We start from the raw sequence: 21953 nt of genomic DNA, 5'->3' as shown, positions 1-21953 counted from the left end.
CTCTCCCCGGACCTCGGCAACCGGCACACCGTACGACTCCATGACACACCACAGGCCCGGCAGTCGGCCTGCCGGGCCTGTGGATAAGTCAGCACAAAGCTGTAAATCCTACTTACTGCGCCGGGCCCTCGACGGCCTCGGACGTCAGGAGACCCGCGTTGATCTCGCGGAGGGCGATCGAGAGCGGCTTCTCGTGGACGTGGGTGTCGACGAGAGGACCGACGTACTCGAGGAGACCCTCGCCGAGCTGCGAGTAGTACGCGTTGATCTGGCGGGCACGCTTGGCCGCGTAGATCACCAGGCTGTACTTCGAGTCGGTGGCCTCGAGGAGCTCGTCGATCGGCGGGTTGATGATGCCCTCGGGCGCGGAGATGGAAGAGGACACGCTCTACCTTCCGATGGATGGGAAAGATGCTGTCGGGGTGATCGGCCGTCCGGAACAGCCGACGATGGTCACACCACGTCCATCAAGGCTAGCAGCTCGCGCGCCACGTCCTCGACGGAGGTGTTGACCAGGGTGGTGTCGAACTCCGGCTCGGCCGCGAGTTCGATCTTCGCCGCATCGAGCCGGCGCTCGATCACCTCGGGCGGTTCGGTGCCCCGCCCGGTCAGTCTGCGCACGAGCTCCTCCCAGGAGGGAGGAGCCAGGAACACCAGCTGGGCCTCGGGCATCGACTCGCGGACCAGGCGGGCGCCCTGCAGGTCGATCTCCAGGAGCACGGGCTCGCCGTTCTCCAGTCGCTCCTGCACGGCCGCACGTGGCGTGCCGTAGCGGTTGCCGGCGAACTCGGCCCACTCCAGCAGTTCCCCGTTGGCGATGAGCTTGTCCATCTCGTCGTCGGAGACGAAGAAGTAATGGACTCCGTGCTGCTCGCCGGGGCGGGGCTTGCGGGTCGTCGCCGACACCGAGAGCCAGACCTCGGGGTGTTCCTTGCGCATATGGGCGACGACCGTGCTCTTGCCGACCCCGGAGGGGCCGGAGAGCACGGTCAGCCGCGGACGTACGTCCGGGGGTACGGGGGACGTCCCCCGGGGTGTTGCAGCCATGCAGCGATTATCCAGCAATCGCGGAGTGCCCGGGACTCGCTTTCCCGGACCGCCCGGCTCAGGAGCCGGTGCTGCCGAACTCGCGCTCCAGGGAGGCGATCTGGTTGGAACCGAGGCCCCGCACGCGGCGGCTCTCGGAGATGCCGAGTCGCTCCATGATCTGCTTGGCGCGGACCTTGCCCACGCCCGGCAGCGACTCGAGGAGGGCGGAGACCTTCATCTTGCCGATGACGTCGTTCTCCTGGCCCTGCTTGATGACCTCGTGAAGAGAGGCGCCGGAGTGCTTGAGTCGATTCTTGACCTCGGCCCGCTCCCGGCGAGCCGCGGCGGCCTTTTCGAGCGCGGCTGCGCGCTGTTCAGGGGTAAGGGGCGGAAGAGCCACGCCTACGTCACCTCGGATGTCGAACTGTCGGATACGGACCGGTGAGGAACCTAGTCGCCCCACACCTGGGGAGCCACGAGCAACACACGCTTGCCCGTTCTCTCGTCGGAGACTAGCGGGCAAGTCCGCCGGAGTCATTGAGAACAGCGGAAAAGTCCTGGTCAGCCTTCATCTGAACGGACATTTAGGACATACTGCCCCGGATTTGAGGATGTATTCAGACTCAAGGCCGCTTCGAACCACTCATCGGAGGTCTCACCGGAAGGTCCGGACCGTCTCACGAGGACGTCACGGCCTGACGGATCTCCTCCGCGAAGCGCTCCGCGGCGTCACGCAGAGCGACCGCGTCGGGACCGTGGCGTAGCACTCCGCGGCTGACGTTCGGCACGACGTTGCGCACCGCCGCACCGAAGACCCCGGCAAGGTCGGCCGGCGTGGCGCCCTGGGCACCGATACCGGGCGCGAGGAGCGGGCCGTTGATGTCCAGGTCGTACGTCGACAGATCACCGAGGGTGGCGCCGACGACCGCACCGAAGGACCCAAGGGGCTCCTCCCCCGCGTTCTCGGCGGCCAGGTGCGCGAGCATCGTCGCTCCGACGTTCCGGCCGTCGGCCCGCACGGCGTGCTGGACCTCGCCGCCCTCCGGGTTGGAGGTCAGCGCCAGCACGAACAGTCCGGCGCCGCTCTCGCGGGCCAGCGCGACGGCCGGGCTGAGCGAGCCGTACCCGAGGTAGGGCGAGACGGTCAGGGCGTCGGAGAACAGCGGCGCGTCCTTGTGCAGGAAGGACTCGGCGTACGCGGCCATGGTCGAGCCGATGTCGCCGCGCTTGGCGTCCATCACGACCAGCGCGCCGGCCGCCCGCGCCTCGGCCACGGACTTCTCCAGTACGGCGACGCCGCGCGAGCCGAAGCGCTCGAAGAACGCGCTCTGCGGCTTGAGCACGGCGACCCGGTCGGCCACCGCCTCGACGACCGTGCGGCTGAACCGCTCCAGGCCCGCCACGTCGTCGTTCAGGCCCCACTCGGCGAGCAGGGAGGCATGCGGGTCGATGCCGACGCACAGCGGGCCGCGCTCGTCCATGGCCCGGCGCAGGCGTGCGCCGAAGGGTTCGAGACCAGTCATGCCGTCTTCCTCACGTCGGCGCCCACCGCGTCGGCGAGCGTGGCGTAGGGGCTCGTGGCCAGGCGTGCGGCGAGCCCCTTGTGGAGGGCGCGAGCGTAGAACGGCCCCTCGTAGATGAAGGCGCTGTAGCCCTGGACCAGCGTGGCACCGGCCAGGATGCGCTGCCAGGCGTCCTCGGCGTTCTCGATGCCGCCGACGCCCACCAGGGTGATCCGGTCGCCCACGCGCGCGTAGAGGCGGCGCAGGACCTCCAGAGACCGCTCCTTGAGGGGCGCCCCGGACAGGCCGCCGGTCTCCTTGACCAGGGCGGCGCCGGACTTCAGGCCGAGTCCCTCGCGCGCGATGGTGGTGTTGGTGGCGATGATGCCGTCCAGGCCGAGCTCCACGGCCAGGTCGGCGACGGCGTCGACGTCCTCGTCGGCCAGGTCCGGCGCGATCTTGACCAGGAGCGGGACGCGGCGGGCGGAGACCGTGCGGTCGGCGGCCTCGCGGACGGCGCTCAGCAGGGGGCGCAGGGCCTCGGTGGCCTGGAGGTTGCGCAGGCCGGGCGTGTTCGGCGAGGAGACGTTGACGACCAGGTAGTCGGCGTAGGGCGCGAGCCGCTCGGCGGACTTCACGTAGTCGGCGACGGCCTCCGCCTCCGGCACGGCCTTGGTCTTGCCGATGTTGACGCCGACGACCGGCTTGAAGACGGGCGTCCGGGAGGCCAGGCGGGCGGCGACACGGAGCGAGCCGTCGTTGTTGAAGCCCATCCGGTTGATCAGCGCGCGGTCCTCGACCAGGCGGAACAGCCGCTGCTTGGGGTTGCCGGGCTGCGGTTCGCCGGTCACCGTGCCGATCTCGACGTGGTCGAAGCCGAGCATCGCCATGCCGTCGATGCCGACGGCGTTCTTGTCGAAGCCCGCGGCGAGCCCGAAGGGGCCGTGCATGCGCAGGCCCAGGGCCTCGGTGCGCAGCTCCTCGTACCGGGGCGCGAGCGCGGCCGCGAGGAAGGTGCGCAGCACGGGCACGCGGGCGGCCAGGCGGATCCAGCGGAAGGCGAGGTGGTGGGCCTGTTCCGGGTCCAGCCGCTTGAAGACGAGTCGGAAGAAGATCTTGTACATGGTGTCCTCACGAGGACTCGGTGTCCTCACGAAGAGGGGGACACCGTTTCCGGTGTCCCCCTCGGGGCTGCTAGTCGCGGGCCGCGGTCAGGTGTTCCGCGTGTTCCTGGAGCGATCGGACGCTCACGTCGCCGCGGTTGAGGGCGTCGATGCCCTGGACCGCCGCCGCGAGGGCCTGGACCGTCGTCAGGCAGGGCACGGAGCGTGCCACGGCCGCCGTACGGATGTCGTAGCCGTCGAGGCGGCCGCCCGTGCCGTACGGGGTGTTGACGATGAGGTCGACCTCGCCGTCGTGGATGAGCTGGACGATGGTCTTCTCGCCGTTCGGGCCGGTGCCCTCGGACTGCTTGCGCACGATGGTGGCGTTGATGCCGTTGCGCTTGAGGACCTCCGCCGTGCCGGAGGTGGCCATCAGCTCGAAGCCGTGCGCGACCAGCTCACGGGCCGGGAAGATCATCGAGCGCTTGTCGCGGTTGGCGACCGAGATGAACGCGCGGCCCTTGGTGGGCAGCGGTCCGTAGGCGCCCGCCTGCGACTTGGCGTACGCCGTGCCGAAGACCGAGTCGATGCCCATGACCTCGCCGGTGGAACGCATCTCCGGGCCGAGGACCGTGTCGACGCCGCGGCCGTGGATGTCGCGGAAGCGCGACCACGGCATGACGGCCTCCTTGACGGAGATCGGCGCGTCGAACGGCAGCTCGCCGCCGTCGCCGGTGGCCGGGAGCAGGCCCTCGGCGCGCAGCTCGGCGATCGTGGCGCCCAGCGAGATCCGGGCGGCGGCCTTGGCCAGCGGTACCGCCGTCGCCTTCGAGGTGAAGGGGACGGTCCGGGAGGCGCGCGGGTTGGCCTCCAGGACGTAGAGGATGTCGCCCGCGAGCGCGAACTGGATGTTGATCAGGCCGCGGACGCCGACGCCCTTCGCGATGCCCTCCGTGGAGGCGCGCAGGCGCTTGATGTCGAAGCCGCCGAGCGTGATCGGGGGCAGGGCGCACGCCGAGTCGCCGGAGTGGATGCCGGCCTCCTCGATGTGCTCCATGACGCCGCCGAGGTAGAGCTCCTCGCCGTCGTAGAGGGCGTCGACGTCGATCTCGATCGCGTCGTCGAGGAACCGGTCGACGAGGACCGGCCGGGACGGGCTGATCTCGGTCGACTCGGCGATGTACGCCTCCAGGCGCGTCTCGTCGTAGACGATCTCCATGCCGCGGCCGCCGAGGACGTAGGAGGGGCGGACGAGGACCGGGTAGCCGATCTCGTCGGCGATGGTCTTGGCCTCGGCGAAGGTGGTGGCGGTGCCGTGCTTCGGGGCCGGGAGGCCGGCCTCCGCCAGGACCCGGCCGAAGGCGCCCCGGTCCTCGGCGGCGTGGATGGCCTCCGGGGAGGTGCCGACGATCGGCACGCCGTTGTCCTTGAGCGCCTGCGACAGGCCCAGCGGGGTCTGGCCGCCGAGCTGCACGACGACGCCCGCGACCGGTCCGGCCTGCTGCTCGGCGTGCACGATCTCCAGTACGTCCTCGAGCGTCAGCGGCTCGAAGTACAGGCGGTCGGAGGTGTCGTAGTCCGTGGAGACGGTCTCCGGGTTGCAGTTGACCATCACGGTCTCGTACCCGGCGTCGCTCAGCGCGAAGGAGGCGTGGACGCAGGAGTAGTCGAACTCGATGCCCTGGCCGATGCGGTTCGGGCCGGAGCCCAGAATGATGACGGCCGGCTTCTCGCGGGCGGCGACCTCCGTCTCCTCGTCGTAGGAGGAGTAGAAGTACGGCGTCTTCGCGGCGAACTCGGCGGCGCAGGTGTCGACCGTCTTGTAGACCGGGCGGATGCCGAGGGCGTGCCGGACCTCGCGGACGACGTCCTCGCGCAGGCCGCGGATCTCGCCGATCTGCGCGTCGGAGAAGCCGTGCCGCTTGGCCTCGGCCAGCAGGTCGGTGGTCAGCTCGGGCGCCTCGGCCAGCTCGTCGGCGATCTCCTTGATCAGGAAGAGCTGGTCGACGAACCAGGGGTCGATCTTCGTGTAGTCGAAGATCTCCTCGGGCGTGGCTCCGGCGCGGATGGCCTGCATGACGGTGTTGATGCGGCCGTCGGTGGGGCGGACGGCCTGCTCCAGCAGCTGCGTCTTGTCGCCGGGCTCGCCGACGAAGGTGAACTGGCTGCCCTTCTTCTCCAGCGAGCGCAGCGCCTTCTGGAAGGCCTCGGTGAAGTTGCGGCCGATGGCCATGGCCTCGCCGACCGACTTCATGGTGGTCGTCAGCGTGCTGTCGGCGCTCGGGAACTTCTCGAAGGCGAAGCGCGGGGCCTTGACGACCACGTAGTCGAGCGTCGGCTCGAAGGAGGCCGGGGTCTCCTGCGTAATGTCGTTCGGGATCTCGTCGAGGGTGTAGCCGACGGCGAGTTTGGCGGCGATCTTGGCGATCGGGAAGCCGGTCGCCTTGGAAGCGAGCGCCGAGGAGCGGGACACGCGCGGGTTCATCTCGATGACGATGACGCGGCCGTCGGCCGGGTTCACCGCGAACTGGATGTTGCAGCCACCGGTGTCGACGCCGACCTCGCGGATGATCGCGATGCCGACGTCGCGCAGGATCTGGTACTCGCGGTCGGTGAGCGTCATCGCGGGCGCCACGGTGATCGAGTCGCCGGTGTGCACGCCCATGGGGTCGAAGTTCTCGATGGAGCAGACGACCACTACGTTGTCGTTCTTGTCGCGCATCAGCTCCAGCTCGTACTCCTTCCAGCCGAGGATGGACTCCTCCAGGAGCACCTCGGTGGTCGGGGAGAGCGTGAGGCCCTGGCCGGCGATGCGGCGCAGCTCCTCCTCGTCGTGGGCGAAGCCGGAACCGGCGCCGCCCATGGTGAAGGAGGGGCGGACGACGACGGGGTAGCCGCCGAGCGTGTCGACGCCGGCGAGGACATCGTCCATGGAGTGGCAGATCACGGACCGGGCGGACTCGCCGTGGCCGATCTTCTTGCGGACCTCCTCGACCACGTCCTTGAACAGGTCGCGGTCCTCGCCCTTGTTGATGGCCTCGACGTTGGCGCCGATCAGCTCGACGCCGTACTTCTCCAGCACACCCTGCTCGTGCATGGAGATCGCCGTGTTGAGTGCCGTCTGACCGCCCAGGGTGGGCAGCAGCGCGTCGGGGCGCTCCTTGGCGATGATCTTCTCGACGAACTCGGGGGTGATCGGCTCCACGTAGGTGGCGTCGGCGATCTCCGGGTCGGTCATGATCGTCGCCGGGTTGGAGTTCACCAGGACGACCCTGAGGCCCTCGGCCTTCAGGACGCGGCACGCCTGGGTGCCGGAGTAGTCGAACTCGGCGGCCTGGCCGATGACGATCGGGCCGGAGCCGATGACCAGGACGGACTGGATATCGGTGCGCTTAGGCACGCTGGCCCTCCATCAGGGATACGAAGCGGTCGAACAGGTAGGCGGCGTCGTGCGGGCCGGCTGCCGCTTCGGGGTGGTACTGGACGCTGAACGCGGGGCGGTCGAGGAGCTGGAGTCCCTCCACCACGTTGTCGTTCAGACAGACGTGGGACACCTCGGCGCGGCCGAACGGGGTCTCGGAGACCTGGTCGAGCGGGGCGTCGACGGCGAAGCCGTGGTTGTGCGCGGTGACCTCGACCTTGCCGGTCGTACGGTCCTGCACCGGCTGGTTGATGCCGCGGTGGCCGTACTTCAGCTTGAAGGTGCCGAAGCCGAGCGCGCGGCCCAGGATCTGGTTGCCGAAGCAGATGCCGAACAGCGGGGTGCCGCGCTCCAGGACGCCCCGCATCACGGAGACGGGGTGGTCGGCGGTGGCCGGGTCGCCCGGGCCGTTGGAGAAGAACACGCCGTCCGGGTTCACCGCGTAGACGTCCTCGACGGTCGCGGTCGCCGGGAGCACGTGCACCTCGATGCCGCGCTCGGCCATGCGGTGCGGGGTCATGCCCTTGATGCCGAGGTCGACGGCGGCGACGGTGAACTTCTTCTCGCCGATGGCCGGGACGACGTACGGCTCGGTGGTGGCGACCTCGGCGGAGAGGTTCGCGCCCTTCATCTGCGGGGCTTCCTGGACGCGGGCCAGCAGTGCGGCGTCGTCCCGGACGGCGTCGCCGCTGAAGATGCCGACGCGCATGGCGCCGCGCTCGCGCAGGTGACGGGTGAGGGCGCGGGTGTCGATACCGCTGATGCCGACGACGCCCTGGGCGTCCAGCTCCTCGTCCAGCGTGCGCCGGGAGCGCCAGTTGGACGGCACGCGCGCGGGGTCGCGCACGACGTAGCCGGAGACCCAGATCTTCCTGGACTCCATGTCCTCGTCGTTGACGCCCGTGTTGCCGACGTGCGGGGCGGTCATGACGACCACCTGGCGGTGGTAGGAGGGGTCGGTGAGGGTCTCCTGGTAGCCGGTCATGCCGGTGGAGAACACCGCTTCGCCGAAGGTCTCCCCCACGGCCCCGTAGGCGCGGCCGCGGAAGACCCGGCCGTCCTCCAGGACGAGTACGGCGGGAGTTTTGGCGGCTCCCCTGGTGGAGGTGGTCATCGTTCGGCGCCTTCCCTGGTGTTCGTTTCGATCATGGAGTTGAGGGTCTGGACCCACTCGTTGTGCTCGGCCGCGTGGTCGGAGCGGAAGCCGGAGTCGATCAGCCGGTCGCCGTGCTCCCAGGTGACGATCAGCAGGCCGCCCTCGGTGAGGACCTTGCCGGCGATGCCCTTGTCGAGCCGGGCCTCGCGCAGCGCCGCGGCCGGGACGAAGAAGTCCTGCGCACCGGGGCGTACGACGTCGAGGCCGGCGTCCGTCAGGGTCAGCTCGACCCGGCTGCGGGTGCCCAGACCCCGGGCGACGATGCGGTCGAGCCACTGCCCGGCGGTGGTGGAGCCGTGGTAGCGGCCGCTCAGGGAGAGCTTCGCGGGGCCCGGGTCGGCCGGTGTGACGGGCAGCTCGGGCAGGTCGCCCTGGAGGGTGCCGCGCCATTTCCAGCCCTCGCGCATCAGCCAGTAGACGAGCGCGACGAACAGCGCGAGGCCGACGACCCAGCCGATGCGGGCGGCCCAGTCGGTCACTTGCGCCGATTCCTTCTCGGCGGCCAGCAGGAGTACAGGTGTCACGTGAGCTTCCCGTCGACGAGCGTGGCCTTGCCCCGCAGCCACGTGTGCGTCACACGGCCCGGCAGCTCACGCCCCTCGTAGGGGGTGTTGCGGCTGCGCGAGGCGAAGCCCGCGGGTTCCACGAGCCCACGGTATGCCGTGTCGACCAGGGTGAGGTTGGCGGGCTCACCTGCCGAGACGGGACGGCCGTGGCCCGGGGCCTGTCCGATCTGCGCGGGCTTGACGGACATCCGGTCGGCGACGCCGGCCCAGTCCAGCAGGCCCGTGTCGACCATGGTCTCCTGCACCACCGACAGCGCGGTCTCCAAACCGACCATGCCCATGGCTGCCGCGGCCCACTCGCAGTCCTTGTCCTCGTGCGGGTGCGGGGCGTGGTCGGTGGCGACGATGTCGATCGTGCCGTCGGCGAGCGCCTCGCGCAGGGCCATGACGTCGCGCTCGGTGCGCAGCGGCGGGTTGACCTTGTAGACGGGGTTGTAGGTGCGCACCAGCTCGTCGGTGAGGAGGAGGTGGTGCGGGGTGACCTCGGCGGTGACGGCGATGCCGCGGGACTTGGCCCAGCGGACGATCTCGACGGACCCGGCGGTCGACAGGTGGCAGATGTGGACGCGGGAGCCGACGTGATCGGCGAGCAGGACATCCCGGGCGATGATCGATTCTTCGGCCACCGCGGGCCAGCCCCCGAGGCCCAGCTCGGCGGAGACGACGCCCTCGTTCATCTCGGCGCCCTCGGTCAGCCGCGGCTCCTGCGCGTGCTGCGCGACGACACCGCCGAAGGCCTTCACGTACTCCAGGGCCCGGCGCATGATCACGGCGTCGTGGACGCACTTGCCGTCGTCGGAGAAGACGGTGACGCCGGCGGCGGACTCGTGCATGGCGCCCAGCTCGGCGAGCTTCTTGCCCTCCAGGCCGACGGTGACCGCGCCGATGGGCTGGACGTCGCAGTAGCCGTGCTCCTTGCCGAGCCGCCAGACCTGTTCGACGACACCCGCGGTGTCGGCGACCGGGAAGGTGTTGGCCATGGCGAAGACGGTGGTGAAGCCGCCGGAGGCGGCGGCGCGGGTGCCGGTGAGGACGGTCTCGGAGTCCTCGCGGCCGGGCTCGCGCAGATGGGTGTGCAGGTCGACCAGGCCCGGCAGCAGTACCTTGCCGTCGGCCTCGACGACCTCCGCGCCCTCGGCGGACAGCCCGGCACCCACCTCGACGATGGTGCCGCCGTCGATCAGGACGTCCTGCGGCTCGCCGCCGAGCACCTTCGCACCACGGATCAGGGTCTTGCTCATCTGTCTTACTTCTCCTCGGTGCGGGGGTGGGTGACGGCGGGTTCGTTCCCACCGAGCAGCAGGTACAGAACGGCCATCCGGATGGACACTCCGTTTGCGACCTGCTCGACGACGGTGCAGCGGTCGGAGTCGGCGACCTCGGCGGTGATCTCCATGCCGCGGACCATCGGGCCGGGGTGCATCACGATGGCGTGCCCGGGCATCCGGGCCATGCGGTCGCCGTCGAGCCCGTAGCGGCGGGAGTACTCGCGCTCGGTGGGGAAGAACGCGGCGTTCATGCGCTCGCGCTGGACGCGCAGCATCATCACCGCGTCGGACTTGGGCAGCGTGCTGTCGAGGTCGTAGGAGACCTCGCAGGGCCAGGTCTCGATGCCGACCGGCACCAGGGTGGGCGGGGCGACGAGCGTGACCTCGGCGCCGAGGGTGTGCAGCAGGTCGACGTTGGAGCGGGCGACCCGGCTGTGCAGGACGTCGCCGACGAGCGTGATGCGCTTGCCTTCGAGGTCACGGCCGAGTCCCGTGTCCGGGCCGATCAGGCGGCGGCGCATGGTGAAGGCGTCCAGCAGGGCCTGGGTGGGGTGCTGGTGGGTGCCGTCGCCGGCGTTGACCACGGCCGCGTCGATCCAGCCGGAGTTGGCGAGGCGGTACGGAGCTCCGGAGGCGCCGTGCCGGATGACGACGGCGTCGACGCCCATCGCTTCCAGGGTCTGGGCGGTGTCCTTCAGGGACTCGCCCTTGGAGACGCTGGAGCCCTTGGCGGTGAAGTTGATGACGTCCGCGGACAGCCGCTTCTCGGCGGCTTCGAAGGAGATCCGGGTCCGGGTGGAGTCCTCGAAGAAGAGGTTGACGATCGTGCGGCCGCGCAGGGTCGGCAGCTTCTTGATCGGCCGGTCGGCGACCCGGGCCATCTCCTCGGCGGTGTCGAGGATCAGGACGGCGTCGTCGCGGGTGAGGTCGGCGGCCGAGATGAGATGACGCTGCATCTGTCAGGCTCCGTAAGGCAGTTCATTCGGGAGAATCGGGGCAGACGGGCGCGCGAGGGCGCGACGAGCGGGCGTACGAGGGTGGCGTACGCCCGGAGCGCTACTGCGGGGTCGGCTTGGCACCGAGCAGCACGGTGTCGCGACCGTCCTCCTCGGCGAGCTGGACCTTGACCGTCTCCCGCAACGACGTGGGGAGGTTCTTGCCGACGTAGTCGGCGCGGATGGGCAGTTCGCGGTGCCCGCGGTCGACGAGGACGGCGAGCTGCACCGCGCGCGGGCGCCCGAGGTCGTTCAGGGCGTCGAGGGCGGCGCGGATGGTGCGGCCGGAGAAGAGCACGTCGTCGACGAGGACGACGAGCTTGCCGTCGAGGCCGTCACCGGGGATCTCGGTGCGGGCCAGCGCACGCGGCGGGTGCATGCGCAGGTCGTCGCGGTACATGGTGATGTCGAGCGAGCCGCACGGGACCTTGCGCTCGGTGATCTGCTCGAGCTTGTCCGCGAGCCGCCGGGCGAGGAAGACGCCCCGGGTCGGAATGCCGAGGAGCACCACGTCGTCGGCGCCCTTGGCGCGTTCGACGATCTCGTGGGCGATGCGGGTCAGCACCCGCGCGATGTCGGGCCCTTCGAGAACGGGCCGGGCATCGGACTGCGCGTCGCGCGTGTCGTGCGTGTCCATACGAAACGGACCTCCTTCTCCGCCTCACGGGACGGACCTTAAAGGACGTCGAGATTGCGCCATACACGGTAGCAGGTCCCGGAGATCGCCCGTACGGCCCCCTCGGATCACCCACTCGGCGCAACGGAACGCCGATACCACGGAAGAGTCGGTGCGGACCATTCGGCTTGACGCGGCAGAGTAACGCTGCGTAACCTCACAGTGAGTTACCAGCCGCGCGGCCTGGCACCCACGCCAGACGCGTCGACACAGTGCCGGGGAGCTATATGTCCAGCGAATACGCCAAACAGCTCGGGGCCAAGCTCCGGGCGATCCGCACCCAGCAGGGCCTTTCCCTCCACGGTGTCGAGGAGAAGTCCCAGGGACGCTGGAAGGCGGTCGTGGTCGGTTCGTACGAGCGCGGCGACCGTGCCGTGACCGTGCAGCGCCTTGCCGAGCTGGCGGATTTCTACGGCGTTCCCGTGCAGGAACTGCTTCCGGGCACGACCCCGGGCGGGGCCGCCGAGCCGCCGCCGAAGCTCGTCCTGGACCTGGAGCGGCTGGCCACGGTGCCCGCCGAGAAGGCAGGTCCCCTTCAGCGCTACGCGGCGACGATCCAGTCGCAGCGCGGTGACTACAACGGCAAGGTGCTGTCGATCCGCCAGGACGACCTGCGCACACTGGCCGTCATCTACGACCAGTCGCCGTCGGTCCTGACGGAGCAGCTGATCAGCTGGGGTGTCCTGGACGCGGACGCGCGCCGCGCGGTGGCGTCCCACGAGGAGGCCTGACCGCTCCGCGGGTCCGGCATTCGGGTCCAGCAGAAACGTGCCGCCGGGGTGGCCGAAACCGCATGGTTCTCGGCCGCCCCGGCGGCGTTGTGCGGCTCTGCCATCCCCGCGCCGCACGAGGACGTACGGGAACGCCGGAGGGCCCGCAGCGGTGACGCTGCGGGCCCTCCGGCATGTGGTCCGTCTCAGACCTCGTCGCGGCGGAGCGAGGGCTTGAGTTCCTTCAGACGGCCGAGCAGGCCGTTCACGAACGAGGGCGACTCGTCCGTGGAGAACTCCTTCGCCAGCTGCACCATCTCGTCGAGGACGACGGCGTCCGGCGTCGCGTCGACCCAGATCAGCTCATAGGCGCCGAGCCGCAGGATGTTGCGGTCGACGACGGGCATCCGGTCGAGGGTCCAGCCGACGGAGTACTGCGCGATCAGCTCGTCGATGCGCTTCGCGTGCTTCGCGTAGCCCTCGACCAGCTCCATCGTGTACTCGCTGACCGGCGGCTGCCGGGTGTCCGCCCGGGACAGCCGGACCCAGTCCGCGAGGACGGTCAGCACCTCGGCGCCGCGCTGGTCCCCCTCGAAGAGGATCTGGAAGGCGCGCTTACGGGCCGTGTTGCGGGCAGCCACGGTTAGCTGTTCACCCGGCCGAGGTAGTCGCTGGTGCGGGTGTCGACCTTGATCTTCTCACCGGTGGTGATGAAGAGGGGCACGTTGATCTGGTGACCGGTCTCCAGGATGGCGGGCTTGGTGCCGCCGGTGGAGCGGTCGCCCTGGACGCCCGGCTCGGTCTCCTGGATGACGAGCTCGACGGCGGCCGGCAGCTCGACGAAGAGCACCTCGCCCTCGTGCTGCGCGACGGTGGCGGTGAAGCCCTCGATCAGGAAGTTCGCGGCGTCACCGACGGCCTTGCGGTCGACGTGCAGCTGGTCGTAGGTCTCCATGTCCATGAAGACGAAGTACTCGCCGTCCATGTAGGAGAACTGCATGTCGCGCTTGTCGACGGTGGCCGTTTCGACCTTGACGCCGGCGTTGAAGGTCTTGTCGACGACCTTGCCGGAGAGCACGTTCTTGAGCTTGGTGCGCACGAAGGCCGGGCCCTTGCCGGGCTTGACGTGCTGGAACTCGACGACGGACCAGAGCTGGCCGCCTTCGAGCTTGAGCACCATGCCGTTCTTGAGGTCGTTCGTGGAAGCCACGGTTGCGGAATCTCCTGGACTGACGTACGACCCCGGGGCACGCACCTGCCTGGCTACAGGGCGAGCAGCTCCTTGGTCGTGATGGTGAGTAGCTCGGGTCCGCCGTCCGCCTCGGGGCGGACGACGAGCGTGTCATCGATCCGGACACCGCCCCGGCCCGGGAGGTGGACCCCCGGTTCGACGGTGACTGGCACGCAAGCGTCCAGTTTACCCATGGCCGCGGGACTCAATTGAGGGTCCTCGTCGATTTCGAGCCCTACACCGTGTCCGGTCAGGACCGTGAGGCCCTCCGTGTACCCCGCGGAGTCCAGGACCTGGCGGGCGGCGCGGTCGACATCCCGGCAGGCGGCGCCGGGTACCAGGCTCTCACGCCCGGCCCGCTGTGCGGCGAAGACCAGGTCGTACAGCTCGATCTGCCAGTCCGCGGGAGCGGTGCCGATGACGAACGTGCGGCCGATCTCGCAGCGGTAGCCGCGGTACGTCGCGCCGAGGCACACGGAGAGGAAGTCGCCCTCCTCGACGCGGCGGTCGGTGGGCCGGTGTCCTGGCCGGCCGGAGTTCGGGCCGGTGGCGACGGAGGTAGGGAAGGCCGGCCCGTCCGCCCCGTGGTCCACGAGCCGTCGCTCGAGTTCCAGGGCGAGGTGGCGCTCCGTGCGGCCGACGAGGATCGACTCCAGCAGCTCACCGAGGGCCTGGTCGGCGATCTCGGCGCCGATGCGCAGGCAGGAGATCTCCTCCTCGTCCTTGACGACCCTGAGCTGCTCGACCGCGCTGCCGAGGCCCGCCAGGCGCAGCCCGGGGGCGACCGAGCCGAGGGCGCGGTGCCGGGCCACGGTGAGGTGGTGCTCCTCCACGGCGAGGGAGTCCGCCTCCTGGCCCACGGCGAGGCGGGCCGCCGCGACGGCCGGGTCACCGCCGCCGACTCCGGGAAGGGTGTGGACGCGCAGGGCCTCGTCGGGGCGCTCCTGCGCGGGGCGGTCGGCCGTCGGCCCGGCACAGACCAGGAGGTCCTGCTCCTCGGTCCTGCCCAGCAGCAGAACGGCGCCGTGCGGGGCGGCGCCCGCGAGATAGCGCACGTTGGCGGGGCGGGAGACCAGCGCCGCCGCGCTGCCGCCCGCGTTGCAGTATTCCCTCAGACGCGTCCGGCGGGCCGCGTACACCTCTGACATGACCCGAGCGTATGAGCTCCGCCGGTTTTGCGCCGGTTGAGGGCGTCTGAGTGGGCGGTGTCTGGTGTGTCCGAGCGGGTGGGGTGCTGTTCGGGAGCTGGCGTGCCGCGCGGGGTCGCGTGCCGTCCGCGGCTGTGTGGGGGCTTGTCGCGCAGTTCCCCGCGCCCCTACGGGGCGCTGCTCACCATGAGGGTGGGCTGGCGATGGAGCGGGCCAGGACGTCGTCCAGGACGCGCGCCGTCTCCGGTACGTCCAGCTGGGAGTTGTCGATGATCGGCAGGCCGGATCCGTACCAGCCGGCCATGCGGCCGTGGATGCGGGCGACCTCTTCGTCCGACAGCCGTCGGTTGCCCGAGCGCTCCGCGTTGCGTTCGAGGACGATGTCCAGCCCGGGCAGGAGGACGACCGGCAGCAGGCCCGGTCCGACGTGGCGCTTCCAGCCGCCGAGGCCGACGACCGGGCGGTCGGGGAAGACCGCGTCGTCGAGGATGCACGAGATGCCGTTGGCCAGGAAGTTCCGCGCGGCGAAGCCGCAGGTGCGGCGGGCCAGGCGGTACTGCGCCTCGGAGTTGTCGTTCCACCCGGACTGGGGGTCGGCGAAGCCGGAGCGGACCCATTCGCGTACGTCGTCGAGGCTGATGTGGGCCGTGGGGACCCGGCGATGGTCCGCCCAGTACTTGGCGACGCTGGTCTTGCCCGCGCCCGCGGGGCCGATGAGCAGCACCGCGAGTGTCGTACCGGCGGGGTCGGGAACCGTCGCGGCGGGCGGGGCCATGGGCATGGCGACGGGGCCGCCGGGCGGCAGCGGCACATGGCCGGTGGTCTCCGGCGCCGACGGGGCGGAAGCGGAGGCGGGTCCGGGCGGCGGTGCCGGATATCCCGGCGCCGGGGGCGGCGGGGGTACGGGCACCGAGCCCTGGTGGGCGCCCGCGCTCGGCGGGACCGGGTGATGTGCGGCCGGCGACCAGCCCGTGGCCGGTCCGTGCCCCGGCTGATGGGGCGGCGGCAGCGGAGAACCCACTGCGTGCTGCATCCGGTGCCACTCCGTCTCGTACAGGCGATGGGCGCTGACAGGGGGCGGGATCCCGCCTGCTACCGAACGGTACCGCCCCCGGTCGTCGATGTGTGAACGGCCGGGGGCGGCCCGAAGTGCCCGGCTCCGCAAGGTGAATTCGGGCGGAAGGCGCGCCGGAGGACTTACTGCCCGACTTCGCCGTACGCGGCGAGCAGCACGGCCGGGTCGGGTCCCTCCAGGACGGTGGGCTTGGCCAGACCGTCGAGGACGATGAAGCGCAACAGGTTGCCGCGGGACTTCTTGTCGACCTTCATGGCCTCCAGCAGCTTGGGCCACTGGTCGTGCCGGTAGTGCAGGGGCAGTCCGACCGCTTCGAGGATCGTGCGGTGGCGGTCGGCCGTCGCGTCGTCCAGCCGGCCCGCCAGGCGCCCCAGTTCGGCGGCGAAGTGCATGCCGACCGAGACGGCGGCGCCGTGGCGCCACTTGTAGCGCTCGTTCTTCTCGATGGCGTGGCCGAGCGTGTGCCCGTAGTTGAGGATCTCGCGCAGGCCCGACTCCTTCAGGTCCGACGACACGACGTCGGCCTTGACCCGGATGGAGCGCTCGATGAGCTCGGCGGTGTGCGGGCCGGCCGGGGTGCGGGCGGCCTCGGTGTCGGACTCGATGAGGTCCAGGATCACCGGGTCGGCGATGAAGCCGGCCTTGATGACCTCGGCGAGGCCGGAGACGTAGTCGTTGACCGGCAGGGAGTCCAGCGCGGACAGGTCGCAGAGCACACCGGCGGGCGGGTGGAAGGCGCCGACGAGGTTCTTGCCCTCGGCGGTGTTGATGCCGGTCTTGCCGCCGACGGCCGCGTCCACCATGGCGAGGACGGTGGTGGGAATCGCGATCCAGCGCACTCCGCGCAGCCAGGTGGCGGCCACGAACCCGGCGAGGTCCGTGGTCGCGCCGCCGCCGACGCCGACCACGACGTCCGTGCGCGTGAATCCGGACTGGCCGAGCGCCTTCCAGCAGTAGGCGGCGACCTCGGCGGTCTTGGCCTCCTCCGCGTTGGGCACCTGGATGGCGATGGCCTCGTAGCCCTGCTCGGCCAGGTCGGCGCGCAGCGCGTCACCGGTCTCGGCCAGCGCCTCGGGGTGGAGGATCGCGACCCGCTGGGCCTTCTCGCCGATCAGTCCGCCGAGTTCACCCAGCAGCTGCCGGCCCACCAGGACCTCGTACGGGTCGGTGCCCGCCGTGCCTCCGACCTGGATCCGGGTGACTGCCTCGCTCATGCTTCCTTCAACTCCAGTGCGTCCAGGGCGGCTTCGGTGACCTCTTCGGGCGTACGGCCGTCGGTGGCGACCACGGCCGTGGCGACCTCTTCGTACAGGTGGCGGCGGGCCTCCATCAGCTCGCGCCACTGCTTGCGCGGGTTGACCGCGAGCAGGGGGCGGGCCGTGTTGAGGCCGGTGCGCTTGACCGCCTCCTCGACGTCCATCGACAGGTACGCCACCCGCTGCCCGGCGAGCAGTGCGCGTGTGTCGGCGTCGAGGATCGCGCCGCCGCCCAGGGCCAGCACGCCGTCGTGCTCGGCGAGCGCGCGGTGCACGGCGGCCTTCTCGATCGCGCGGAAGGCAAGTTCGCCCTCGTCGACGAAGATCTCGGCGACGGTCCTGCCCTGTGCGGCCACGATGTCGTCGTCGGTGTCACGGTAGGAGAGCCCGAGCCGCTCGGCGAGCAGCTGCCCGACGGTGGACTTGCCCACGCCCATCGGGCCGACCAGGACGACCAGCGGGCCGCTCATCGGATGGTGAGGTTGTCGAGGTACGACGTCACGTTGCGGCGGGTCTCGGCCACCGAGTCGCCGCCGAACTTCTCCGCGACGGCGTCCGCGAGCACCAGGGCCACCATGGCCTCGGCGACGATGCCGGCGGCCGGGACCGCGGACACGTCGGAGCGCTGGTGGTGGGCCTGCGTGGCCTCGCCGGTGGTGACGTCCACGGTCTGCAGGGCGCGCGGCACGGTCGCGATCGGCTTCATCGCGGCGCGGACGCGCAGCAGCTCACCGGTGGTCAGACCGCCCTCGGTGCCGCCGGAGCGGCCGGTGGTGCGCCGGATGCCGTCGTCGGTCCTGACGATCTCGTCGTGCGCCTTGGAGCCGGGCACGCGGGCCAGCTCGAAACCGTCGCCGATCTCGACGCCCTTGATCGCCTGGATGCCCATGAGCGCACCGGCGAGCCGGGCGTCCAGCTTGCGGTCCCAGTGCACATGCGAACCGAGACCGACGGGCACGCCGTACGCGAGGATCTCGACCACACCGCCGAGGGTGTCGCCGTCCTTGTGGGCCTGGTCGATCTCGGCGACCATCGCCTTCGAGGCGTCCGCGTCCAGACAGCGCACGGGGTCCGCGTCCAGCCTCTCGACGTCGGCCGGGGTCGGGTACACGCCGTGCGGCGCCTTCGCCGAGGCCAGCTCGACGACGTGGCTGACGATCTCGACGCCGGTCGTCTCCTTGAGGTAGGACCGGGCCACCGCGCCGAGGGCGACCCGGGCGGCGGTCTCGCGGGCGGAGGCCCGCTCCAGGATCGGCCGGGCCTCGTCGAAGCCGTACTTCTGCATGCCCGCGAGGTCGGCGTGGCCGGGGCGCGGCCGGGTCAGCGGGGCGTTGCGGGCGAGCCCGTCGAGGATCTCCGGGTCGACCGGGTCGGCGGCCATGACCTGTTCCCACTTGGGCCACTCGGTGTTGCCCACCATGATCGCGACCGGGGAGCCGAGGGTGAGGCCGTGCCGGACGCCGCCGAGGAAGGTGACCTCGTCGCGCTCGAACTTCATCCGGGCACCGCGCCCATAGCCCAGGCGCCGCCTCGCGAGATGGTCCGCCACCATGTCCGTGGTGATCGGCACGCCGGCGGGAAGGCCCTCCAGCGTCGCCACGAGTGCGGGACCGTGGGACTCCCCCGCGGTCAGCCAGCGCAACCTGCTCAACGGTGCTCCTCAGTGCTCGCGCTCTGGTACTGCCCTGCGTACGCGCCTCGTCGCGTACGGCGAGGCGTGACCGGGTGCGCGGCCCGGTCCGCCATCTCCGATCCTCCCACGCCGGAGCCCTCTGCCCGGCGGTCGGTCCATCAAGCGGACGCGTTCGCGGACGGACCTTCGCCCTGACGCTGCTGCGGCGCGTACGCCCCGAGGAAGTCGGCGCCGCTCGGCTGCCGCGCGGTCAGCTCCTGCTGCGGGGCGTACGCCCCCAGGTGGTCGGCCCCGCTGCCCTGCTGCTGTGCCGGCTGTGTCTGCTGCGGCGCGTACTGCCCCAGGTAGTCCGCGCCGCGCCCCTGTCCGTACTGGGCCGCCGCGTGGACCGGCTGCCCGTTGCGGACGGCACGCCGGTAGGCGATCTTGCGCTTGATCTTGACGACCCACGACGCCACGACGGCGAGCACGATCAGGGCCAGCACCGTGATCTGCACCCAGTCGGGCAGGAATCCCAGCACGGACTCGAATATCTGGGACTTGACGGACGCCTGAGGCAGGCCTGTGGACATGACGGGTGTTCCCCTCCCCTGTTCCGCCCCCTGCGGAACCGAGAGCGGATCCTATCGGTGGGCGAGAGCCCGCTCGCCCGCTTTTCGCATGGCGTCCAGGGGTGCCGGTGCCCGCCCCGTCATCTGCTCGACCTGGAGCACGGCCTGGTGCACCAGGAGGTCGAGGCCGCTGATGACGGCGCCGCCGTACGCCGACCAGCGGGCGGCGAGGTCGGTCGGCCAGGGCTCGTACAGGACGTCGAAGAGGGCTGCCGGGCGTTCCGGCACGGACCGGGCGAGGGCGTCGGTGGCACCGGCCGGCGTTGTGCTGATCACCAGAGGGGCGCGCAGGGCCTGCTCGGCGTCCGACCAGTCCGCGATGCGTACGGCGACGTCGAGGCGCTCCGACCACTGCCGCATCTCGGCGGCCCGGGCCTCGCTGCGCACGTACACGGCGATCTCGCCCGGGCAGATCCGGGACAGCGCGGCCAGCGCGGAGGAGGCGGTGGCGCCGGCGCCGAGGACGGCGGCGGAGTCGACCTGCTCGATGCCGTGTTCGCGCAGCGCTGCGACGATGCCGGGGATGTCGGTGTTGTCGCCGACGCGGCGGCCGTCCTCGGTGAACACGACGGTGTTGACCGCCTCCACCGACGCGGCGGTCTCGCTGATCTCGTCCAGCAGGGGGATGACGGCCCGCTTCAACGGCATGGTCAGCGACAGCCCGGCCCACTCGGGTCCGAGCTTCTCGATGAAGCCGGGCAGTTTCGCCTCGTCGATCTCGAAACGGTCGTACGACCAGTGCCCCAGTCCCAGTTCCGCATACGCCGCGCGGTGCAGTACCGGAGAGAGGGAGTGGGCGATGGGACTGCCGAGCACTCCGGCACGGCGGGCGTCAGTTGCCCGTGCTGGCATCGAACTTTTCCTTGAGCTTCTCGAACTGCGCGTACGTCTTGGCGAACTCGGTCTTGTGCACACCGTCGGTCGCCACGAAGTAGATCCAGCCGTCCTTCGTCGGATTCAGGGCCGCCCGCAACGCGACGTCACCGGGGTTGTCGATCGGGCCCGGCGGCAGGCCCTTGTTGGTGTACGTGTTGTACGGGTCCTTGTTGCTGTTGATCTCGGACTCGCTGATGTGAATGTTGCTCTCGTTCTTCAGATAGTTGAAGGTCGAGTCGAACTGGAGCAGTTGGTTGGTCTCCGTGTTGGTCGGCTTGAGGCGGTTGTAGACCACCTCGGCCATCTTCCGGAAGTCGTCGTGCGTCTTGCCCTCGGCCTGGACGAGGCTCGCGACGGTGACCAGCTGCCACGGGTTCTCGAGACCGAGACTCTCGGCCTTCTTCTCGACGCCGGCTTTCTCGTACGTCGCGGTGGCACGAGCCACCATCTGCTTGAGCACGGCCTCGGGCTTCTGCCCCTTGCTGACGCCGTAGCTGGACGGATAGAGGAATCCTTCAAGCGGATCCTTGACGTTCGGATGATTCAGCGCCCAGGCGGGGAGGCCGAGCTTCTTGTAGTCCTTCTCGGCGACCGCGGCGGTGGTGCCTTCCTTGACCTTGAGGCGCTTGTCGATGAGCCGGTAGACATCGGCGTTGCGCTTGCCTTCCGCGATGATCAGGTTGTCGCGGCTCTTGGGGCTGAGCATCAGTTCGACCGCGCTCTCGGCCGACATTTGCTTCTGCAGCGTGTACACGCCGTCCTGGATGCTCTTGCCCTCGGGGTTGCTCTGCTGAGCGGCGACGAATGCGTCGACGCTCTTGACGACGCCCGCGTCCTTCAGCACCTGGCCGATCTTGTACCCGAGCGCACCCTCGGGGATCTCGACCGTCACCTGCTGCCCGTTGCCCCCACCCGCGAAGTCCGGGGCGCTGCCGAAACGATCCTGGTAGAACTGGTAGCCGAAGTAGCCGGCGCCTGCCAGGCCGCCGCCGAGGATCACGGCGACCAGCAGGCAGGCCATGCCGTTGCGGCTCTTCTTCTTCGGTTTGCCGCCGCCGCGTCCGCGCTTGTCGTCGCGACCGCGTCGCCCCTCCGGCTCCTCGCCGTCGTCATCGTCGTCGCCGCCCGCGAAGAAGGCGTGTTCACCCTGGTCGGGGCCGGGGTCCCACTCCGGCTCCGGGGCGGGTTCGGCCCCACGCCGGCCGGACGGCTCCGGGGGCGGATACGCCTCAGGCGTGTCGTAGTAGTCCTGTTGGCCCCCGCCGTACGCACCGGCCTGCTGCCCGTACGGATCCTGCGGATCACCCGGGTACGAGGCCTGCTGGTGGGGGTCGTTGGCCCAGCCGCCGGTGTCGTACTGCTGCTGGTGGTAGCCCTGAGCCTGGTGATGTCCGTGGTCCTGCTGCCCGGGGTACTGCTGGTGCCCGTGGGCCTGTGACGCGTAATGCTGGTCGTACGGGTACTGCTGCTGCGCCTGACCGTATCCGGCCTGGTCACCGGTGCCCCAGTCGCCGTACTGCGACTGCTGCGGCTGCTCTGGATAGTGCTGTGGCTGGCCGCCGTAGGGGGACTGCTGACCCTGAGGGGCCTGCTGCCCGCCCCATCCGCCGTCCCCGTACAACGGGTCCTCCGGATGCCACGGTTCGGAGCCTTGGCCCCGGCCATACTCAGTCATCGATCCCCTAGAGCCGCGAGGC

Annotated in this window: 22 protein-coding genes; 1 reads left to right on the top strand and 21 read right to left on the bottom strand. The window is 70.4% G+C overall.

The window, feature by feature from the left end; genetic code table 11:
* Nucleotides 1-112 precede the first annotated feature (112 nt).
* The 11 genes from rpoZ to pyrR form a co-directional block, all read right to left on the bottom strand.
* Nucleotides 113-385, bottom strand: coding sequence for a DNA-directed RNA polymerase subunit omega (rpoZ, locus tag ABTX60_RS34955; RefSeq protein WP_003988945.1), 273 nt, complete (start codon nt 383-385; stop codon nt 113-115).
* 68 nt (nt 386-453) lie between these two features.
* Nucleotides 454-1047, bottom strand: coding sequence for a guanylate kinase (gmk, locus tag ABTX60_RS34950; protein ID WP_051814725.1), 594 nt, complete (start codon nt 1045-1047; stop codon nt 454-456).
* A gap of 58 nt (nt 1048-1105) precedes the next feature.
* On the bottom strand, nt 1106-1429 hold the full coding sequence (locus tag ABTX60_RS34945; RefSeq protein ID WP_003977346.1) for an integration host factor: 324 nt from the start codon (nt 1427-1429) through the stop codon (nt 1106-1108).
* A gap of 277 nt (nt 1430-1706) precedes the next feature.
* Nucleotides 1707-2552, bottom strand: a complete 846-nt coding sequence (pyrF, locus tag ABTX60_RS34940; RefSeq protein WP_352101046.1) for an orotidine-5'-phosphate decarboxylase — start codon at nt 2550-2552, stop codon at nt 1707-1709.
* Nucleotides 2549-3655, bottom strand: coding sequence for a quinone-dependent dihydroorotate dehydrogenase (locus tag ABTX60_RS34935; protein ID WP_352101045.1), 1107 nt, complete (start codon nt 3653-3655; stop codon nt 2549-2551). The genes pyrF and ABTX60_RS34935 overlap by 4 nt, the downstream gene beginning before the upstream one ends.
* 70 nt (nt 3656-3725) lie before the next feature.
* Nucleotides 3726-7034, bottom strand: coding sequence for a carbamoyl-phosphate synthase large subunit (gene carB / locus ABTX60_RS34930; protein ID WP_352101044.1), 3309 nt, complete (start codon nt 7032-7034; stop codon nt 3726-3728).
* The gene (gene carA, locus ABTX60_RS34925; protein ID WP_352101043.1) at nt 7027-8169 is read right to left on the bottom strand and encodes a glutamine-hydrolyzing carbamoyl-phosphate synthase small subunit; all 1143 of its coding nucleotides are present in this window, start codon (nt 8167-8169) and stop codon (nt 7027-7029) included. Before carA ends, carB begins: the two co-directional genes overlap by 8 nt.
* Nucleotides 8166-8735 (bottom strand): PH-like domain-containing protein, encoded by a 570-nt coding sequence (locus ABTX60_RS34920; protein ID WP_352101042.1) that lies wholly within the window; start codon nt 8733-8735, stop codon nt 8166-8168. The genes carA and ABTX60_RS34920 overlap by 4 nt, the downstream gene beginning before the upstream one ends.
* Nucleotides 8732-10018 (bottom strand): dihydroorotase, encoded by a 1287-nt coding sequence (locus ABTX60_RS34915; protein WP_352101041.1) that lies wholly within the window; start codon nt 10016-10018, stop codon nt 8732-8734. The genes ABTX60_RS34920 and ABTX60_RS34915 overlap by 4 nt, the downstream gene beginning before the upstream one ends.
* A 5-nt stretch (nt 10019-10023) precedes the next feature.
* Nucleotides 10024-11001, bottom strand: coding sequence for an aspartate carbamoyltransferase catalytic subunit (locus ABTX60_RS34910; protein WP_352101040.1), 978 nt, complete (start codon nt 10999-11001; stop codon nt 10024-10026).
* Between the two features lie 100 nt (nt 11002-11101).
* Nucleotides 11102-11677, bottom strand: coding sequence for a bifunctional pyr operon transcriptional regulator/uracil phosphoribosyltransferase PyrR (gene pyrR / locus ABTX60_RS34905; RefSeq protein WP_352101039.1), 576 nt, complete (start codon nt 11675-11677; stop codon nt 11102-11104).
* A gap of 266 nt (nt 11678-11943) precedes the next feature.
* Between pyrR and bldD the strand changes: the two genes are divergently transcribed.
* The gene (bldD, locus tag ABTX60_RS34900) at nt 11944-12447 is read left to right on the top strand and encodes a transcriptional regulator BldD (RefSeq protein ID WP_018570201.1); all 504 of its coding nucleotides are present in this window, start codon (nt 11944-11946) and stop codon (nt 12445-12447) included.
* Between the two features lie 185 nt (nt 12448-12632).
* On the opposite strand, the gene nusB is transcribed toward bldD, so the two are convergent.
* The 10 genes from nusB to mltG form a co-directional block, all read right to left on the bottom strand.
* The gene (gene nusB, locus ABTX60_RS34895; protein ID WP_344454648.1) at nt 12633-13067 is read right to left on the bottom strand and encodes a transcription antitermination factor NusB; all 435 of its coding nucleotides are present in this window, start codon (nt 13065-13067) and stop codon (nt 12633-12635) included.
* A 2-nt stretch (nt 13068-13069) separates the two neighbouring features.
* Complete coding sequence (efp, locus tag ABTX60_RS34890) at nt 13070-13636, bottom strand: elongation factor P (protein WP_031138970.1); 567 nt, start codon at nt 13634-13636, stop codon at nt 13070-13072.
* Nucleotides 13637-13689: 53 nt separating this feature from the next.
* Complete coding sequence (locus ABTX60_RS34885; RefSeq protein WP_352101038.1) at nt 13690-14805, bottom strand: aminopeptidase P family protein; 1116 nt, start codon at nt 14803-14805, stop codon at nt 13690-13692.
* Between the two features lie 181 nt (nt 14806-14986).
* Nucleotides 14987-15838: a Pro-rich N-terminal domain-containing protein gene (locus tag ABTX60_RS34880; protein WP_352101037.1), complete on the bottom strand. Its 852-nt coding sequence runs from the start codon at nt 15836-15838 to the stop codon at nt 14987-14989.
* 164 nt (nt 15839-16002) lie between these two features.
* The gene (gene aroB / locus ABTX60_RS34875; protein ID WP_352101036.1) at nt 16003-17094 is read right to left on the bottom strand and encodes a 3-dehydroquinate synthase; all 1092 of its coding nucleotides are present in this window, start codon (nt 17092-17094) and stop codon (nt 16003-16005) included.
* A complete protein-coding gene (locus ABTX60_RS34870; protein ID WP_352101035.1) occupies nt 17091-17606 on the bottom strand; it encodes a shikimate kinase in 516 nt (171 codons plus the stop codon). The genes aroB and ABTX60_RS34870 overlap by 4 nt, the downstream gene beginning before the upstream one ends.
* Nucleotides 17603-18787: a chorismate synthase gene (gene aroC / locus ABTX60_RS34865; RefSeq protein WP_352101034.1), complete on the bottom strand. Its 1185-nt coding sequence runs from the start codon at nt 18785-18787 to the stop codon at nt 17603-17605. The genes ABTX60_RS34870 and aroC overlap by 4 nt, the downstream gene beginning before the upstream one ends.
* A gap of 140 nt (nt 18788-18927) precedes the next feature.
* A complete protein-coding gene (locus tag ABTX60_RS34860) occupies nt 18928-19341 on the bottom strand; it encodes a hypothetical protein (RefSeq protein WP_352101033.1) in 414 nt (137 codons plus the stop codon).
* 51 nt (nt 19342-19392) lie between these two features.
* Nucleotides 19393-20232: a shikimate dehydrogenase gene (locus ABTX60_RS34855; protein ID WP_352101032.1), complete on the bottom strand. Its 840-nt coding sequence runs from the start codon at nt 20230-20232 to the stop codon at nt 19393-19395.
* Nucleotides 20213-21931 carry an endolytic transglycosylase MltG gene (gene mltG / locus ABTX60_RS34850; RefSeq protein WP_352101031.1) on the bottom strand — a complete coding sequence of 573 codons (1719 nt, stop codon included), beginning with the start codon at nt 21929-21931 and terminating at the stop codon, nt 20213-20215. Before mltG ends, ABTX60_RS34855 begins: the two co-directional genes overlap by 20 nt.
* Nucleotides 21932-21953 lie beyond the last annotated feature (22 nt).

Origin of the sequence: Streptomyces sp. NPDC126510, assembly GCF_040302345.1 — a bacterium.
Taxonomy (GTDB): domain Bacteria; phylum Actinomycetota; class Actinomycetes; order Streptomycetales; family Streptomycetaceae; genus Streptomyces.
This window is presented reverse-complemented; position numbering and strand designations above follow the sequence as displayed.

Coding starts and splice junctions, on each gene's coding strand:
- gmk (WP_051814725.1), bottom strand. CDS start 1,047: ATGGCTGCAACACCCCGGGGGACGTCCCCCGTACCCCCGGACGTACGT.
- pyrF (WP_352101046.1), bottom strand. CDS start 2,552: ATGACTGGTCTCGAACCCTTCGGCGCACGCCTGCGCCGGGCCATGGAC.
- ABTX60_RS34935 (WP_352101045.1), bottom strand. CDS start 3,655: ATGTACAAGATCTTCTTCCGACTCGTCTTCAAGCGGCTGGACCCGGAA.
- carA (WP_352101043.1), bottom strand. CDS start 8,169: ATGACCACCTCCACCAGGGGAGCCGCCAAAACTCCCGCCGTACTCGTC.
- ABTX60_RS34915 (WP_352101041.1), bottom strand. CDS start 10,018: ATGAGCAAGACCCTGATCCGTGGTGCGAAGGTGCTCGGCGGCGAGCCG.
- ABTX60_RS34910 (WP_352101040.1), bottom strand. CDS start 11,001: ATGCAGCGTCATCTCATCTCGGCCGCCGACCTCACCCGCGACGACGCC.
- pyrR (WP_352101039.1), bottom strand. CDS start 11,677: ATGGACACGCACGACACGCGCGACGCGCAGTCCGATGCCCGGCCCGTT.
- bldD (WP_018570201.1), top strand. CDS start 11,944: ATGTCCAGCGAATACGCCAAACAGCTCGGGGCCAAGCTCCGGGCGATC.
- ABTX60_RS34885 (WP_352101038.1), bottom strand. CDS start 14,805: ATGTCAGAGGTGTACGCGGCCCGCCGGACGCGTCTGAGGGAATACTGC.
- ABTX60_RS34880 (WP_352101037.1), bottom strand. CDS start 15,838: ATGCAGCACGCAGTGGGTTCTCCGCTGCCGCCGCCCCATCAGCCGGGG.
- aroB (WP_352101036.1), bottom strand. CDS start 17,094: ATGAGCGAGGCAGTCACCCGGATCCAGGTCGGAGGCACGGCGGGCACC.
- ABTX60_RS34870 (WP_352101035.1), bottom strand. CDS start 17,606: ATGAGCGGCCCGCTGGTCGTCCTGGTCGGCCCGATGGGCGTGGGCAAG.
- ABTX60_RS34860 (WP_352101033.1), bottom strand. CDS start 19,341: ATGTCCACAGGCCTGCCTCAGGCGTCCGTCAAGTCCCAGATATTCGAG.
- ABTX60_RS34855 (WP_352101032.1), bottom strand. CDS start 20,232: ATGCCAGCACGGGCAACTGACGCCCGCCGTGCCGGAGTGCTCGGCAGT.
- mltG (WP_352101031.1), bottom strand. CDS start 21,931: ATGACTGAGTATGGCCGGGGCCAAGGCTCCGAACCGTGGCATCCGGAG.